This window comes from Neisseria sp. P0022.S009, from assembly GCF_051956675.1.
GTDB lineage: Bacteria > Pseudomonadota > Gammaproteobacteria > Burkholderiales > Neisseriaceae > Neisseria.
On record NZ_JBQCXE010000001.1, the window covers coordinates 311,182 to 326,632 of the forward strand.

At 50.9% G+C, this 15,451-nt stretch carries 18 protein-coding genes and 1 tRNA gene; 8 read left to right on the forward strand and 11 right to left on the reverse strand.

The features are described from left to right. Positions 1-44: 44 nt before the first annotated feature. A tRNA-Lys gene (locus ACTHUG_RS01510) sits at positions 45-120 on the forward strand. A 195-nt stretch (positions 121-315) separates the two neighbouring features. Here the strand turns inward: ACTHUG_RS01510 and ACTHUG_RS01515 are convergent. The 6 genes from ACTHUG_RS01515 to ACTHUG_RS01540 all read right to left on the reverse strand — a co-directional run bounded on the left by ACTHUG_RS01515 (position 316) and on the right by ACTHUG_RS01540 (position 6,041). Then, a complete protein-coding gene (locus ACTHUG_RS01515) occupies positions 316-1,569 on the reverse strand; it encodes an ABC transporter permease (RefSeq protein WP_440385997.1) in 1,254 nt (417 codons plus the stop codon). Further along, positions 1,566-2,480: an ABC transporter ATP-binding protein gene (locus ACTHUG_RS01520; protein WP_440385998.1), complete on the reverse strand. Its 915-nt coding sequence runs from the start codon at positions 2,478-2,480 to the stop codon at positions 1,566-1,568. The genes ACTHUG_RS01515 and ACTHUG_RS01520 overlap by 4 nt, the downstream gene beginning before the upstream one ends. Positions 2,481-2,508: 28 nt before the next feature. Then, positions 2,509-3,252, reverse strand: coding sequence for an SH3 domain-containing protein (locus ACTHUG_RS01525; RefSeq protein ID WP_440385999.1), 744 nt, complete (start codon positions 3,250-3,252; stop codon positions 2,509-2,511). Positions 3,253-3,298: 46 nt separating this feature from the next. Further along, positions 3,299-4,042, reverse strand: coding sequence for an SH3 domain-containing protein (locus tag ACTHUG_RS01530; RefSeq protein WP_440386000.1), 744 nt, complete (start codon positions 4,040-4,042; stop codon positions 3,299-3,301). Between the two features lie 80 nt (positions 4,043-4,122). Then, the gene (locus ACTHUG_RS01535; RefSeq protein ID WP_440386001.1) at positions 4,123-5,121 is read right to left on the reverse strand and encodes a BtrH N-terminal domain-containing protein; all 999 of its coding nucleotides are present in this window, start codon (positions 5,119-5,121) and stop codon (positions 4,123-4,125) included. 71 nt (positions 5,122-5,192) lie between these two features. Next, positions 5,193-6,041, reverse strand: a complete 849-nt coding sequence (locus ACTHUG_RS01540; RefSeq protein WP_440386002.1) for an RnfABCDGE type electron transport complex subunit B — start codon at positions 6,039-6,041, stop codon at positions 5,193-5,195. 138 nt (positions 6,042-6,179) lie between these two features. On the opposite strand from ACTHUG_RS01540, the gene ACTHUG_RS01545 reads away from it, so the two are divergent. Next, positions 6,180-6,647 carry a YchJ family protein gene (locus ACTHUG_RS01545; protein ID WP_440386003.1) on the forward strand — a complete coding sequence of 156 codons (468 nt, stop codon included), beginning with the start codon at positions 6,180-6,182 and terminating at the stop codon, positions 6,645-6,647. Positions 6,648-6,911: 264 nt separating this feature from the next. Here ACTHUG_RS01545 and ACTHUG_RS01550 read toward each other — a convergent pair whose 3' ends face one another. Further along, positions 6,912-7,700: an inositol monophosphatase family protein gene (locus ACTHUG_RS01550; RefSeq protein WP_440386004.1), complete on the reverse strand. Its 789-nt coding sequence runs from the start codon at positions 7,698-7,700 to the stop codon at positions 6,912-6,914. Between the two features lie 166 nt (positions 7,701-7,866). Between ACTHUG_RS01550 and ACTHUG_RS01555 the strand changes: the two genes are divergently transcribed. The 4 genes from ACTHUG_RS01555 (at position 7,867) to ACTHUG_RS01570 (ending at position 10,715) form a co-directional block, all read left to right on the forward strand. Then, positions 7,867-8,592 (forward strand): 16S rRNA (uracil(1498)-N(3))-methyltransferase, encoded by a 726-nt coding sequence (locus ACTHUG_RS01555; RefSeq protein WP_440386005.1) that lies wholly within the window; start codon positions 7,867-7,869, stop codon positions 8,590-8,592. A gap of 106 nt (positions 8,593-8,698) precedes the next feature. Continuing rightward, positions 8,699-8,989, forward strand: a complete 291-nt coding sequence (locus ACTHUG_RS01560; RefSeq protein WP_003748215.1) for an acyl carrier protein — start codon at positions 8,699-8,701, stop codon at positions 8,987-8,989. Beyond that, positions 8,986-10,044, forward strand: coding sequence for a beta-ketoacyl synthase N-terminal-like domain-containing protein (locus tag ACTHUG_RS01565; protein WP_440386150.1), 1,059 nt, complete (start codon positions 8,986-8,988; stop codon positions 10,042-10,044). Before ACTHUG_RS01560 ends, ACTHUG_RS01565 begins: the two co-directional genes overlap by 4 nt. Then, complete coding sequence (locus ACTHUG_RS01570) at positions 10,026-10,715, forward strand: hypothetical protein (RefSeq protein WP_440386006.1); 690 nt, start codon at positions 10,026-10,028, stop codon at positions 10,713-10,715. The genes ACTHUG_RS01565 and ACTHUG_RS01570 overlap by 19 nt, the downstream gene beginning before the upstream one ends. Before the next feature lie 106 nt (positions 10,716-10,821). Here ACTHUG_RS01570 and ACTHUG_RS01575 read toward each other — a convergent pair whose 3' ends face one another. The 4 genes from ACTHUG_RS01575 to cyaY all read right to left on the reverse strand — a co-directional run bounded on the left by ACTHUG_RS01575 (position 10,822) and on the right by cyaY (position 13,907). Continuing rightward, positions 10,822-12,417 carry a hypothetical protein gene (locus ACTHUG_RS01575; RefSeq protein WP_440418729.1) on the reverse strand — a complete coding sequence of 532 codons (1,596 nt, stop codon included), beginning with the start codon at positions 12,415-12,417 and terminating at the stop codon, positions 10,822-10,824. 187 nt (positions 12,418-12,604) lie between these two features. Beyond that, a complete protein-coding gene (gene luxS / locus ACTHUG_RS01580; RefSeq protein WP_004518928.1) occupies positions 12,605-13,111 on the reverse strand; it encodes an S-ribosylhomocysteine lyase in 507 nt (168 codons plus the stop codon). A 21-nt stretch (positions 13,112-13,132) separates the two neighbouring features. Then, a complete protein-coding gene (locus ACTHUG_RS01585) occupies positions 13,133-13,552 on the reverse strand; it encodes a DUF2251 domain-containing protein (protein WP_314059153.1) in 420 nt (139 codons plus the stop codon). 31 nt (positions 13,553-13,583) lie between these two features. Further along, complete coding sequence (gene cyaY, locus ACTHUG_RS01590; RefSeq protein WP_440386008.1) at positions 13,584-13,907, reverse strand: iron donor protein CyaY; 324 nt, start codon at positions 13,905-13,907, stop codon at positions 13,584-13,586. Positions 13,908-13,957: 50 nt separating this feature from the next. Between cyaY and lptM the strand changes: the two genes are divergently transcribed. Both lptM and lysA read left to right on the forward strand, forming a co-directional pair. Further along, positions 13,958-14,149 carry an LPS translocon maturation chaperone LptM gene (lptM, locus tag ACTHUG_RS01595; protein ID WP_434061407.1) on the forward strand — a complete coding sequence of 64 codons (192 nt, stop codon included), beginning with the start codon at positions 13,958-13,960 and terminating at the stop codon, positions 14,147-14,149. A gap of 17 nt (positions 14,150-14,166) precedes the next feature. After that, positions 14,167-15,387: a diaminopimelate decarboxylase gene (gene lysA / locus ACTHUG_RS01600; RefSeq protein ID WP_440386009.1), complete on the forward strand. Its 1,221-nt coding sequence runs from the start codon at positions 14,167-14,169 to the stop codon at positions 15,385-15,387. Positions 15,388-15,451: the final 64 nt, after the last annotated feature.

Sequence of the window (15,451 nt, forward strand, 5' to 3'; positions counted from 1 at the left end):
GTGTTGACAGCTGTGTACCCCATCTCTATAATGCACAGCTTATCGGGTCGTTAGCTCAGTCGGTAGAGCAGCGGACTTTTAATCCGTTGGTCGAGCGTTCGAATCGCTCACGACCCACCAAATATGAAAACCTACTTTGAAAAAAGTAGGTTTTTTTACGTTTGGATTTTGGGATTTTATTGAGCATATTTTATTATTGAGACAATCCATAGCGCATCAAGCATCAGGCCGTCTGAAAATATCTTTCAGACGGCCTGAAGTTTTTTATAGGAATGTTTTTGAGAAATAAGCTTTCTACTTAGGGCAGACAAACGTTTAAAACCTTACCTGCGTCTGCAACTGCCTACGATAAACCAATACGGCAGCAGTCAGCGTGGCAAAAGAGAACGCAGACAGTAAAAGCAGATAACGGTCGATTCCGTCCAGTCCGCTGCGGTTGAGCAGCAATTCTTGAAAAGCCTTCAAGCCCCAAGCCATTGGGGAAATCCAAGTGAGTTGCTGCATGGTTTCGGGCATGACGTGTGCGGGCACCATAATGCCGCCGATTGCCGCCATCAGGATAATGCCGCCGCCGCCGAGTACGACGGCGTGTTCGGTAGATTTGGCGCAGACGCTGATTAACAGCGCGTAGCCAAGGGCGGCGGCACTGACGGCAGCGGACAGCAACGCGTAGGGAACAAGGCTGCCATTGAGTATGAGGGCGGGCACGCCGATTTCGGGCAGAAGGTAGCGGCCGAGCAGCAGCATTCCGACAAACTGAAGCTGGTTAATCAGAAAATAGGGGACGAGTTTGGCGGCAATCAGGCCGGACGCGGAAGCGCGGGCGAGACGCAGGCGGGTAATGGTGTTGGTCTGGCGTTCTAATGCCATGACGTTCGACAGCGGTATCATAATGAAAAACATACCGAAAATCAGCCATGCAGGGACGCTGTGCTGTACGGCGTTGGGTTTTTCCACCGTGCCGCTGCCTGCACTCAGGTAATGCTCTTCCAGCATTTTTTTATCTAAAAAGCTGCGCACGGCGGCGAATTGTTCGTCGTTTTTTTCATCCACTTTTTTCTGGATGTCTTTGCGGATGGCGCGGGGCAGTTTTTTATTGTCGATTTTGATGCCGTCGTTGTTGTCGAAATAAGCGTCCAAGCGTGTTTCGGTATAGTGCTGCTGCAAAACGCCTTTGACAGCCGCCAGCCATGAAGGCTCGGTATCGGGCGGTACATAGATTTGCAGGGCTTTGTCGTCGGCGATTTTGCCGGAAGCGGGGTTCGGGTTGTGCAGCACCAGTTGGAAACGTTTGTCGTGCAGGCCGTTTTGCGCGTCGGTCAGTTTTTCAGACGGCATCAGCGTAACATGAATCTGCTCTTTTTCCAACGCGGCGGTCAGCGCGGTATTGATACTGTCGTTTGCTATGCCAACCAGCGCGATACGGCTGTCGGTGTGCGGATCTTGGTCGCGGCTCAGCGCCAACGACATAATCAGCATGAAGGCGATGGGCATCACAAATAACACTGCCAAACCGTGCAGGTCGCGGCAGAGCAGTTTGAGTTCTTTGAGGAGGGAGGAAGTCGTCATTGTGGATTTTGCTTATCTGTTGCCGGTTCGTCTTTGCGCAGGAAATCGAGGTAAAACGTTTCCAGCGAACCGTGTCCCTGCTGGAAGTAGCGGATTTGCGCGCCGCTTTGTTGCAGGGCGGCGTAAACGGCAGCGGCATCGTGTGTCGTTTCCATCATGCCGCGGCTGTCCACTTGCTTGGCACCCAAAGCGGTCAGCGTTTGAGGCGGCAGCGGCGGTTCGACGGTAAAACGCACGACACCGGTTTGCGTACTTAAAAGCTCGTCCAAACCGCCGTGATACACCAGTTTACCGTGTTGCAGCAGCGCGATTTTGCCGCAAAGCTGCTCGATTTCCGACAGATAGTGCGAGGTGTAAACCACCGTTACCCCCTGCCGCGTCAAATCCGCCACGCTGTCGAGGATAAAGCGGCGCGACTGCGGGTCGATGCCGACCGTGATTTCGTCGAGGAACACCAGTTGCGGCGTGTTAATCAGACCGATGGCAAAATTCAGACGGCGTTTAAGCCCGCCCGAAAGATGCTTCGCCGCTTTGTTTTTGTGGGCGGTCAGGTCGGTCTGTTCTAGAAGCGCATTCAGACGGCTTTTGTCGCGCACTTTGTAAAGCGAGGAGAAAAATAGCAGGTTGTCCCACACCGAAAGCTGCGGATAAAACGCGAAATCCTGCGGCACCAAACCGATTTTCTGCCGCTCGCTGCGGCTCAACAGGTGCAACGGCTTGCCGTCAAACAAAATTTCGCCCTGCCGTACTTCCTGCAAGCCAGCTAAAAGCGACATCAGCGTCGTTTTCCCCGCACCGTTGTGGCCGAGCAGCCCCAAACATTCGCCGTCTGCAATGTCGAACGACACATTGTCCAGTGCGGCAGTTTCGGCCTTGGGATAACGGTGGGAGAGGGATTGGATTTGAATCATGGTTTCCAAATTGCCCTTTAATGAATATTCATAGTGATGCAGCCCACACATAACGGCGTTGGAATTTGCTGTCTTTAAATACGAAACACATATCGAAAGAACCGGCATCATTATTCACCGAATTAAACAGATAAAGCATCTTGTCGGTACGGCGGTAATAGGCTTCCCAGCCATCATACGCATTGCTGCTGCGTGCAGTAGCGGCAAAATCGGGCAAGAACAGCCCTTGCAGTTCGGCAGCGGGAACTGCTTGACCGTTCAGCGTAATCTGTTCTATGGCAAATACGCTTTTTGGAATGGAACCGTCTGTACCGTAAAACGGTTTGCCCCGATAGAGAGGCGCGGTGTCACTATTGGGGGCTGTGCCTGAAAAGTCGCTGCGTTTGGGATGGATACGGCGGGCGGCGATGTGTACCGTTTGACCGTTGCCGGACAAAGTCAGTGTGTCGTCGCGATCGAAGTGTTCACGCAGGGTGGCGAAGTTTTTGTCGGAGGCGGGAAATATCAGGCGGCTGCGGTGGATAAAGCCGTAATCGCCGATTGCTGTCTGTTGCAACTTCGCGGTACAGAAATTCGGATTGTCTTTGCTGGCTTCGCCTACACATTCCAACGGCGTGCCGTTGGGAATTTTTGCCAAAACTTTGGCATTCAAATCGGGTCTTTTGCGCAAGTTGGTGTGTCCGTCGGCATCATGAACTAAGGCAAAGCCGTCCGGCGGCGCGGCATGGGTTAAGGCGGAACACAATAATAGGAGTGTGGCTAAGTAACGCATTTTTATCATTTTCTTTGAGTTTTCAGACGACCTTTTCGAGCGATATTTAAATCGCCGCACCCCATAAATAACGGCGCTGGAATTTGCCGTCCTTAAATATAAAGCAAACGCTGAAAGGATTGCCGTCCGAACCTTGTCTGCCGAACAGATAAAGCGTCTTATCATTGCCGCGGTAATAGGCTTCCCAGCCTTGATATACATTGCTGCCGCGTGCGGTGGTGGCAAAATCGGGCGAGAACAGTCCTTGCAGTTCGGCAGTGGGAACTGCTTGACCGTTTAGCGTGATACGCTCAAGCGCGAACACGCTTTTGGGAATCATAGAGTCGATACCATAATACGGTTTTCCTTGATAGAGACGCGCGGTGTATTTGTCTTTGCTGATGCCCGAGAAGTTGCTGCGTTTTGGATGGATGCGGCGGGCAGCGATGTGTACCGTTTGTCCATTGCCGGACAAAGTTAGTGTATCGTCATGACCGGATTGTTCGCGCAGGCGGACGAAGTTTTTGTCGGAGGCGGGAAAGATCAGACGGCTGTAATGGATAAAGCCGGAATTGTCGGCGCTTGCTTGTTGTAGCTGAGCAAAACAGAAGTCCGATTTGTTTTCGCTGAGTTCTTCTATACATTCCAACGGTGTGCCGTTAGGGATTTTTGCCAAGACTTTGGCTTTCAAATCGGGGCGTTCGCGTAAGTTGGTGTGTCCGTCGGCATCATGCACCAAGGCAAAGCCATCCGGCGGCGCGGCATGGGTTAAGGCGGAACACAAGAATAAGACAGTAGCTAGGTAACGCATTTTTAATTTCTTTTAGTTTTCAGACGGCCTGAATGTCAAAATAATTTACGGTAGATTAAGCTGGATCGAATAAATCCTGATTATTTCAATAATCCCCGCCACAACGCTTCTTCATCATCCGCAATTTTGCGCAGAAATTCGGCGATGTTGCGGCAGCCGTTTTCGGACGGTTTTTTGCATTGCTTCACGCACATGGCTGCGAATTGACGCCATTGGTCGCCGATGGAGGTCATTTGTTCCGAGGCCGTCTGAAACGTAGGTTCGTTGCAGATATGGGCGGCTTGTTCGAGGAAGTAGGCGTAGATATAGCGGAAACCTGCGCCGCCGGTGCCGATTTCTTCCTGCATCCGCACCAAATGGCCGAGAAACAGTTTTTGGTATTTCTCATTTTGTTTGGCGGGCAGGGATTCGATTTTTTTGGCTAGTGTGCGGATGCCTTTGACACCGATGAAAAAGACCGGCGCGAGCATGTGTTTGGCGTTTTTGCGTATGGCTTTGCGGATAATGGCGGGCAAGTCTGCCATGATTTGTTCAGACGGCCTGTTGTCTTCCAAGGTGTACATCATGCCTTTTGCCGCCAATACGCCTTTGGCAAAGCGCGCCCGTTGCAAATCTTCGGCGGCGCAGCGTTGTACGGTTTCAAATACGGGGTCGCTGATGAGGTAGTCGTTGCCGTCTTTTCCGTATACTAAAAGATTGTGTGCGTTGAAATGGAAGCGCATTTGCGGCGGGAAGTAGGGCAGCCAGAAGACGGAGGTTTGCAAACCGGCCAGTTTGCCTGAAGACAGTGCGGCATCCAATGCGGCTTGTCCGCTTTGTGCGTCGGAAAATTTGCGGACGGATAATTTCAGCCCCAATGCTTTGCAGGTGTTTTTGATGATGCTGCGCGGCGCGGTACGGTAGGAAACCAGCGGCATGCCGTTTAATTTGATCAGCGGCATCCAGACAAACGTCAGTGCGTGGGCAATGCCGAAAATCATGGCTTCGTCTAAATTGTGGCCATGGTATTTGAGCAGAGTGGACATCACACCGCTTTCGCAATGGGCGGTATGCTGGTGTGGAAATTCTTGTGTGGTCATAAAGTTATTGGTTTTCGTGCAATGTTTTCAGACGGCCTGAAGTGGTCGGAATAGGTTTGTTGTTTTGGAAATCAGTGGGCTTCTTTGGCCGCTTCCTGCTCGGCTTTGTGGCGGCGCAGAAATTCGATGGCGGCGGCTTTTTCGGTTTCGTTGCCGTATTTGGCATCACGTTGAGCGCGGCGCACTTCGGCGCGTTCTTTGGCTTCTTCGATTTGGCGCGCTTTGAAGTCTTCGCGGTTGTCGGAGGAGACGAGTTTGTCCTGTTGCGATTGCGCTTTGGCCATGGCTTTGGCAATCAAATCCATGGGGTTGAATGCGGCGCTTGGTGCGGCTGTTTGGGTTTGTGCCTGTGCGGCCTGTTTGGCTTTGACGGCGGCTTCGCGTTGCGCCAGCAGGGCTTTGCGTTCGGCATCGTCGCGCTGTTTGCGCGCGGTATGGCGTTCAAAACGGCTTTGTGCGTGTTCGGCGGCGGCAAAGCGCAGTTCGGCAGAGGTGCTGAAACGGCGTGCGGACGGCAGGAAGGGCTGCGATACGGGAACCATGTCGATGCAGTCGACGGGGCAGGGGGTAACGCATAAGCCGCAGCCGGTGCATTCGTCGCTGATGACGGTGTGCATCAGTTTGGACGCGCCCATAATGGCATCGACAGGACAGGCGCGGATGCAGGTGGTACAGCCGATACAGGCGGATTCGTCAATCAGGGCCACGGCTTTGATTTGTGTTTTTGCCGGCGCGAGGTAGGGCTTGCCCAACAGGTCGGCCAGGTCTTTCATGACGGTTTCCCCACCCGGCGCGCACAGGTTTATCGGCGCTTCTCCTGCGGACAGGGCGCGCGCATAGGGTAAGCAGCCTTCATAGCCGCACTCGCGGCATTGGGTTTGCGGCAACAGGCGGCTGATGCTTTGGACGGGAATGGTCATATGGATAATCAAAATCGAAAAGGCGCATTATATCAGATTGTTGCGTTTATTTTGGCGAAACTCGCTGCGCTCGTTTTCAGACGGCCTGAGTCGGGTTTGCGTTATAATTTTGAAATAGATTTATTTGGGTAATTAGGAATGACGGCTACACTTTGCCCTTGTCAGTCGGGGCGCGTTTATGCGGAATGTTGCGCACCGTTTCATGCGTGTGAGGCGGCGGCTTCGACGGCGGAAGAGTTGATGCGCTCGCGTTACAGTGCGTATGTTTTGCAGGAAATCGACTATATCGTGGACACGACCGTCCCTGCACAGCAGAATTTGTTGGACAAGCAGGATTTGGCGGCATGGAGTCAGCAGACGCAGTGGTCGGGATTGAAGGTTATCCGTCATGTGCCGTTTGGCAAGCTGCATGCTTTGGTCGAGTTTGAGGCGTATTTTGAGGAGAATGGGCAAACCGAGTGCCATCATGAGTTGTCGGCGTTCGTGAAAATAGACGGACGTTGGTACTTTATTGATCCAACCGTTGCTTTGCCGACGATGAAACAGCCTTGTTTGTGCGGTTCGGGCAAAAAGTTTAAGGCGTGTTGCGGACAGTTTTTCAAATAGTCATGTAAACAGGCCGTCTGAACATTCAGACGGCCTGAGCTGTTTTTGCAGATAAAAAAAACCATTCATACTAAGGGAGAAGTATGAATGGCCAATACATTGCGGGAAAACGTCTTACTTGCTGCACCGCCCAAAAGGGATGAAAGAGCGGTGTTGTGTCAGCGATTAATATTTTACCGTTTTTAGTATTAAATGCTGTTAAGAAGTGAAATAATTTCAATAAGTTGCAAGATAATCGTGATTTTTTGAAGATAAACGGTATTTTTACTGATTTTCGCGAATCCATTTCACCCATTGTTTGAACAGCTCGGGTTGCAAAGCGGCGATGACGGAACGCTTGAAAACGTGCTCGCCACTCCAGAAATCATCGCCTTCCAAAGTGGTCAGGCAGCCGCCGGCTTCTTCAAAAATCAATGCGCCGGCAGCGTAGTCCCACAGCTTTTGACCGCCGTGGATGTAAATATCGTAGCGGCCGCTGGCAAGGTAGCACCAATCGAGCGTGCTGCTGCCCATGCTGCGGATTGTACCGAATGGGGCGAGGGTGTTCATGCGGCTGGCGAGTTTGCCCGAGCGCAGGTATTTGATTTCTACGCCGGCAATGGATTCGCTGAGTTTTTTTTCTACCGAACGCAGCGGCAGCGGCGTACCGTTGAGAAATGCGCCTTTGCCGCGTTCGGCGTAGAAACATTCGCCGCTGACCGGATTGTAAATCACGCCCAACTCGGTGCGCCCGTTTTTAACCAGTGCGACGGATACGGCAAAATGCGGCAAACCGTTGACGAAGTTGTTTGTGCCGTCGATGGGGTCGACAATCCACAGGCCGTCTGAATGTTCGTTCCATAAATGGGTTTGCTCCTGAACGCTCATCTCCTCGCCCAACATCGGACAATCTTCCAATAAGGGCAGGGCGGCGGCAAAAGCAGTTTGTGCGGCCAAATCTGCTTCACTCAAAACCGAACCGTCTTCCTTGCGTCGTGACGGCGTATTCAGAAAACGCGGCATGACTTCGGTTTGGGCGATGTGGCGGACGACTTTCTGTAAACGGTATAGCACGGCATATCCTTGTTTTTTGCAGTTTTGCGCGACAGTGGATTAAAATTCGGGAAGTTTTCAAATTATAGTGGATGAAAGCGAAAGCAGGCAGGAGCATATCGCTGTGTTTCAACTTCATTCATGAAATTTTAAATTTAAATTATATACATGAATAAAGCAGGAAACCATGCCCCGATTTTATGTTGATTTTGCCTTAAGCCCCGACAGCGTGGTCGAATTGCCCGATAATGTGGTGCGCCATCTGAATGTATTGCGCGTGAAAAATACGGAAGAAATCGTGTTGTTCAACGGCAATGGCAAGTCATATCCGGCTTTGCCCGAAGTTTTGGAAAAACGCCGCGCCAGCGTGCGGATTTTGCGTGAAGAGACAACGGACAACGAGTCGCCGCTGAACATTACGTTGGTGCAGGCGGTATCCGCCGCAGAGCGCATGGATTTCACTTTGCAAAAAAGCGTGGAATTGGGCGTGACGGAAATTCGCCCGGTCATCAGCGAACGCTGTGTCGTGCGCTTAAGCGGCGAGCGCGCTGAAAAGCGGGTGGCGCGTTGGCAGGAAATCGTCGTTTCGGCGTGTGAACAAAGCGGCCGCAATATTGTGCCGAAGGTTTTGCCGCTGGTGACTTATGCGCAGGCTCTGCAACAGTTGCCGCAGGAAACGGCCAAACTGTTAATGAGCTTGAACCGCGCTCAAAAGCTAAGCGATGTTCGGCCGCAATCCGGCAAAGTCGTGTTTATGGTCGGCCCAGAAGGCGGCTGGACGGAGAAGGAAGAGCAGCAGGCATTTGATGCCGGTTTTCAATCCGTTACGCTTGGCAAACGGGTGTTGCGTACCGAAACCGCCTCACTTGCGGCCATTGCCGCCATGCAGACGCTTTGGGGCGATTTTGCATAAAGTTCAGGCCGTCTGAAAACGAGCGTAGCGAGTTTCGCTAAAACGAGCGTAGCGAGTTTCTCTCAAACAAGCTGTTGCGTCATGAGATAAAAATGGGAGTTTGAAAATGTCTTACACCTTTACGCTGGCCGAGCACGAGCTGGAAGCGGAATTGAAAAAGTTAATCGTGCAAGAGGCCGATAAGGCCGACGATGTGGATATGGATGATTTCACCGACGATGCGCTTTTGTTTGGCGATGACAGTCCGGTCGGTTTGGATTCGCTTGATGCGCTGCAAATCAGCGTTGCCTTGCAACAGTATTTTCAAGTGCGCCTGCAGGGCGACCGTATGGTGCGCAAACATATGATGTGCGTACGCGATTTGGCGGCGTTTATCCGCGCGGAGCATGGCGCGTGAGTTGGGTTTGCGGTACGGCGGCCACGTCTGCCTTGAATCCGCAAACGGATTTCAGACGGCCTGACGCGGTATCTTATATGTTTTTAAACCAGCCGCAGCAGGCTGCTTATTTTCGTGCATTCGCCGGCGACAGTTTGGGGCGGAAGGAATTTGCGGATATTGCCGAACAACATTTGCGCCGAGCCGCCGAAAATGCAGGCTGGCCGTCTGAAAGCTGGCACGATGCGCCGGTGTTTATCGGTTCCAGCTCCTATGCCATCTCCGAATATGAAAACCGCTATCTTGCAGGCAATAGGGCGGAAGAAGAACACAGTCTGCTTTATCTCGCCGAAGATCTGCGCCGGCGCAGCGGCAATCGGCAGATTTTCAGTTTCGCTACTGCCTGTACTTCATCCGCCCATGCGCTCATTCAGGCGGATAATTGTTTGCGCGGCGGGATGGAGCGTGCCTTTGTACTTGGTATTGAAAACCTCAACCGGCTGACTTTGCTGCATTTTCACAGCTTGGGTTTGCTGGCCGAACACTATCAGCCTTTTGGCGGAAACGGTTTGATTTTAGGCGAAGGTGTTGCCGCACTTGCCTTATCTTCCGCTGCTCCTAAATTTTCTTCAGGCCGTCTGAAACTTATCGGACACGCCGCCAATACAGGCAATGACCTGATTCAAAGCGATGGACAAGCGCAGGAGCAAGTGATGCGACGCGCTTTGGATATTGCAGGCATCGCTCCTGAAAACATTGCAGCCGTTAAAACACACGGCATCGGCACGGCTGACAGCGATGCCGCCGAATTGGCCGCGCTGGAAAATATATTCGGTACGCTGCCGCCTTTGATGGCGTTCAAACCGCAAATCGGACACACGCTTGGCGCAACGGCAGCCCTTGAAACAGCCCTGCTTTTATCCGCTTTAAAACAAGGCAAAAGCAGCGATTATCAGGGGCGGGAAATTCGTTTTTCCGAGTACGCGGCTTTACCAAAAGGCGGCTTTTTCTGTTTGGCCAATCAGTTTGGCTTTGGCGGCAGCAACACATCTTTGGTATGGCAATGGCAACTGTAAATCCTCATATCCGCATTACCGCCGCCGTGCGTTTTGATACGGACGTCGACACCGGCGGTAAAATCCTCAAACAAACCTTAAAGCAGCAAAGCGATATAGATACCCGCCGCCTCAGCCGCTTGAGTTTGATTGCCGCGCTTGGCGCAGGGCAACTGAAGGAACAAAGCGAAATCCGTTCTGATTGCGCTGTTTTTCTCGGTACGCCGTTTTCTTCGCCATCCGTGTTTGAAAAAATGGCGGATAATGTATTGAACCATCACGCCGCGATGCCGTTTGACTTCATTGCCAATCTGCACAATTCCCCCGTTTTTCATGCCGCGCAAGCGTTAGGCACGCATGGTGCAACTTTGGTTGTTGCTGCCGACAATAATATGGATACCTGCTTTCACCCATTATTACTGGCGATGCAGTCTTTGCAAAATGGCGGTCAAGCTGCGGTTGGCTGGACATATGAGCATCAAGCAGCACATGCCGATACCCATGAAGGCAGCGTCTGGATTCTGCTTGAAGTCGGTGTAGAACAGGGTGTTCCCGTTGTGTTGAATGATGAAGGAATGCAGCCTGAGAGGCCGTCTGAAAAGCCGCAATATTATTGGCAAGATATCGCCGACTGGATAGAAAAAGTGATGGCGTGCGAGGGTAGTGATGTGAAGAAATGTACTTTAGCGTGATCGGCAAATGATTTTAGCGAAAGTATTTGTCTGTTGAATAAAAAAGTTTACGTCATTAAAAAGGCCGTCTGAAAAACTTTCAGACGGCCTTTTTCATCACAATCAATCAACGGGACATCTCGCCTTGAATCGCACGGATATTCGCTTTACGGGCATTGATGGTACGGGTCAGCTGTTGGATTTTAATTTGGTCGCCTTTTTGTTTGGCTGCATTCAGCTGTGTTTGAAGGCGGGTAATAGCGGCCTGTTCGTTGCGTACTTCGGTCTGCAATATTTGTTTGCGGGTTTCCTTAGGACTTGGCTTAGGTGCCGGCGTAACCACAGGGGCAGTGCGGATCACAGGGGCTTTATATTTGCTGTATGATGAAGCGCGTGATTTGCCCGGGCGGTTGCGCAAAATAATATTCAGACGCGGATTGGCGGCTTCGGCTGTGTTGGTTACGCTGGTAATCGGTACGTTCGGCAGAATTTTAATATCGCTGTCGTTATTTCCTTTATCCAGCAAAATGTCGGCTGCCGGTTTGTATGCTTTAGGGAAAGGTGTAGGGGCTGTGGTTTTACCATGCTCTGCCGGAGTAGAGGTTGCCGGTGTGCTTGGTTCGGATGAAGTCGTGGTAATTGGTTTGGCAGCTTGTTCTTCAGATGAATGAACAACGTCAGTCTTGTCGGCTTTGCTGCGGCTGAACTTGGCTTTGCGTCGAGAAGATGTTTTGGCATAAGTTTTGCCTTTGCGCTTAGTCTCAGCTTTGGCTGGTGTTTTATCGAGCGCTTCATCTTGAGTTGTTACCGCATGGCTATTTTGGCTAGCTGAAATTTGCGGCTGAACAGTAGGATTTTGAACAATCTCTTGTGGGATTTGAATTGCAGGTACGATAGGTTGATCAACTGTTGTTTCATTAAGAATGGCGAGGCCGTCTGAAACAGTTTTTTCGGTAGAAGCAGTAGGTTGGGCAGGGGCGACAGGAGTTGTATTGCGGACAGTAGTGTCGGCAACATAGTCTTCGGCTTTTATTGTGGGCGGCGCTTCCAGAGTAGGTGTATTGTTGGGAACGATTACGCCGTCTGCAATGGCTTTGTCGGTTGCAACGGTAGGTTGGGTTTGCGCGGCGAGCATTGGAGGAACAATAGTGTTGTCCTCTTGAACGGCAGTTGTCTGCGTTTGTACGGCAGAAGTTGTGTTGTGGGTAGCAGTATCAACAACATAGTTTTCAGGTTTTGCAACGGCTGATATTTCCAAAGCAGGCGTATTGTTGGGAACAATTACGCTGTTTGCAATGGTTTTATTTGCTGGCACAGCTTGTCGAGTTTGTGCCATCGGAATGGAAATAGGTGCAGGGATACCGTTTTCATTTCGAACAGCTATAACAGGGGTTTGTACGGCAGGCGTTACACGGGGGGTATTGATGTAGTCAGCGGCGGTAGCTTTGAATTCCGTTGTCTGTACTGTTTTTAAAACCGGCGTGTCGCTTGGAATTGTAACAGTTTTACTGCTTGCTGTTTCGGATTCGGTGAATACGTTTGGTTCTGCAGCAACGCTGCTTTCCACGGTGTTGTTTGTGTCAACTGTGCGGCAGGTATTGTTGAGTGGGTGTGATGCGTAAACAGTGATGCCTTCAACATTGCAGACATACTCGGCAGCGTTGGCGGCGGCAGGGAAGGTCAGGCTGAGGGCAATAGCGGTTTTGCAGAAAAACGGTTTCATAAAGGCAATAGAATCAGGTTGTTTTTTCAAAGTGCAATTATACTATGTACATTGTCAGCAACCGCCAACTTATTTTTAGGCGGTGTAAAACTGCGGCTGAAAGGTTGAAAATCGAAATAAAAGGTCTTAGGCCGTCTGAAATTTTCTTTCTCTTAAAGTTTCAGACGGCCTTCGTTGTCATCGCGTATTAAGCGTTCAACAGGCTTTCGTCCAATGTCAGCTCTTCGTTTTTATTGACGGCTACTTTGCGTGCCAAAACGTTTTGGGCGATTTCGTGCGCTTCGGCAAGCGAGTGCATCAAGTAGGTACCGCATTGGTATTCGTTCAACTCGGGGATTTTGCTTTGGTCTTGGACGGTCAAAACATCCTGCATCGAAGCGAGCCATGCGTCGGCCACTTTTTGCTCGTCGGGCGTACCGATGAGGCTCATGTAGAAACCAGTGCGGCAGCCCATCGGGGAAATGTCGATGATTTCGACGCCGTTGCCGTTTAAGTGGTCGCGCATAAAGCCGGCGAACAAATGCTCCAGCGTGTGAATGCCTTTTTCGGGCAGGATTTCTTTGTTGGGAATGCAAAAACGCAGGTCAAATACGGTAATGGTGTCGCCTTTGGGCGTGGTCATGGTTTTGGCCACGCGTACGGCAGGGGCGTGCATACGGGTGTGGTCAACTTTGAAACTGTCTAGTAGGGGCATTGGGGTATCCTTTTGGGTGGTTTATATGGGTTTTCTAGATAGGAGTTTGTTCAGTAATTGATCGTCCAACAGGCGGTCTTTGACTTTCAGCCATTCTCCGTGTGCTTCAGGGAAACCGTTGCGGCAATATCCTGCCTGTTCGACAAAATCAAATACAGCATGGATGTAATCATTAATGCACAATGCGGCTATGGTGCAGGCTTCGTCCCATAAGATCAAAATATGATTGGGGATATGTTTGTCGGATACATCTTCGACATTGTAGATGTGTAAGGCATCTAGAATCCCGTCTTGCGAAGCGGCATAGAAGTAACCTGTGTTGCCATCATCTTCAAAGACAACACCATAAGGGATATGCTCGAAAAATGATTCCAAAATTTGAGGCGTGCCGACAGTAAAATCTTTGATTTCGGCAGTCCGATACAGAGGTAATTGTGCCATTGGGTAACAATCTTTTATGGTAAAAATTAAATCACAATTCGGCAATATTGACTGCTTCTCCTGAAGCCGCGCTCAGTGCTTCGTTCAAAACATCGTAGAAATCCCGTCCGTCGCGTGTTGCCAGCCATTTGCCGTTTTGCTCGGCGAAATGGTAGCCGCCGCTTTTGGCGGCAATCCACAATTCTTGGTTGGGCGTGTGGCGGTTGACGATGATTTGCGTGCCGTCTTCGGCTTCGATGGTCAGGACGTTTCCGGCAAACTGGCAGTCGAAATCCCAGCCGTTTTCATCGATTTGATCTTCAATGTGTTCAAACAATTCTTCGCTCAGGTGGATGAATTCGCTTTCGGTCATCATGGCTTTTTGTGTGGTTTTTGTTTAAGATACCGAATCTTGCCACATTCGTAATGATGAAGAAAGTTTTACTGATGAAATACGGCGTATTTTTTGCAGCGGCAACAGCTCTGCTGCTCTCTGCCTGCGGCTACAAAGGCGACCTCTACCTGCCCAGAGAAGGCGACAAGGCGCGCTTCGGCGTGATTCAGACCGGCTTGAAATTCGATACGGCCAAAGAGCCGACCACTCAAACCAACGATTAAAAAAAGACTTCACAAACATGACCTTATCCTGCGAACAAATCCCTTATTCCCACCTTGCCGAGGAATTCGGCACGCCGCTTTATGTGTACAGCAAATCTGCGCTGACCGAGGCGTTTGAAAACTACCAAACCGCGTTTGCTGCTTTGAACCCGCTTGTCTGCTATGCAGTTAAAGCCAATGGCAACCTGAGCATCATCAAACACTTTGCTTCTTTGGGGAGCGGTTTTGACATTGTGTCCGGCGGTGAGTTGGCGCGTGTTTTAGCGGCAGGTGGCGATGCGGCGAAAACGATTTTTTCCGGTGTGGGTAAGAGTGAAGCAGAAATTGAGTTTGCGCTGAATGTAGGCGTGAAATGCTTCAATATGGAAAGCATTCCCGAAATCGACCGTATTCAGAAAGTTGCCGCGCGTTTGGGTAAGGTCGCTCCGGTTTCCCTGCGCGTCAATCCTGATGTCGATGCCAAAACCCATCCTTATATCTCCACCGGTTTGAAAGCCAACAAATTCGGTATTGCCTATGCCGATGCGCTTGAGGCCTATCGTCATGCTTCCCGACAAAGCCATTTGAAAATCATCGGTATCGACTGCCATATCGGCTCGCAATTGACCGACCTCAGCCCGCTCATCGAAGCCTGCGAACGTATCTTGGCCTTGGTCGACCAACTGGCAGACGAAGGCATTGTGTTGGAACACTTGGACTTGGGCGGCGGTGTCGGCATTGTTTACCAAGACGAAAATGTGCCTGATTTGGGTGCGTATGCCAAAGAAGTTCAAAAACTGATCGGTACACGCCGTCTGAAACTGGTTCTCGAGCCTGGCCGCAGCTTGGTTGGTAATGCCGGTGCGTTGTTGACGCACGTCGAGTTCGTCAAATATGGCGAAGAGAAAAACTTTGTGATGGTCGATGCGGCGATGAACGATTTGATGCGTCCGGCGCTTTATGACGCCTATCATCACATCGAAGCGGTCGAAACCAAAGACATTGAGCCTCTGACGGCCAATATCGTCGGCCCGATTTGCGAAACCGGCGACTTCCTCGGCAAAGACCGCACCATCGCCTGCGAAGAAGGGGATTTACTGCTTATCCGCAGCGCCGGTGCGTATGGTTCAAGCATGGCGAGCAACTACAACACGCGCAACCGTGCGGCGGAAGTATTGGTTGACGGCAGCGGATACAAACTTATCCGCCAACGTGAAACCGTCGAGCAGCAAATGGCCAACGAATTGGCTTGTTTGTAAGGTTGGATTGTTTAAAAGGCCGTCTGAAAGCTTGATTGACTTTCAGACGGCCTTTGCTATGAAA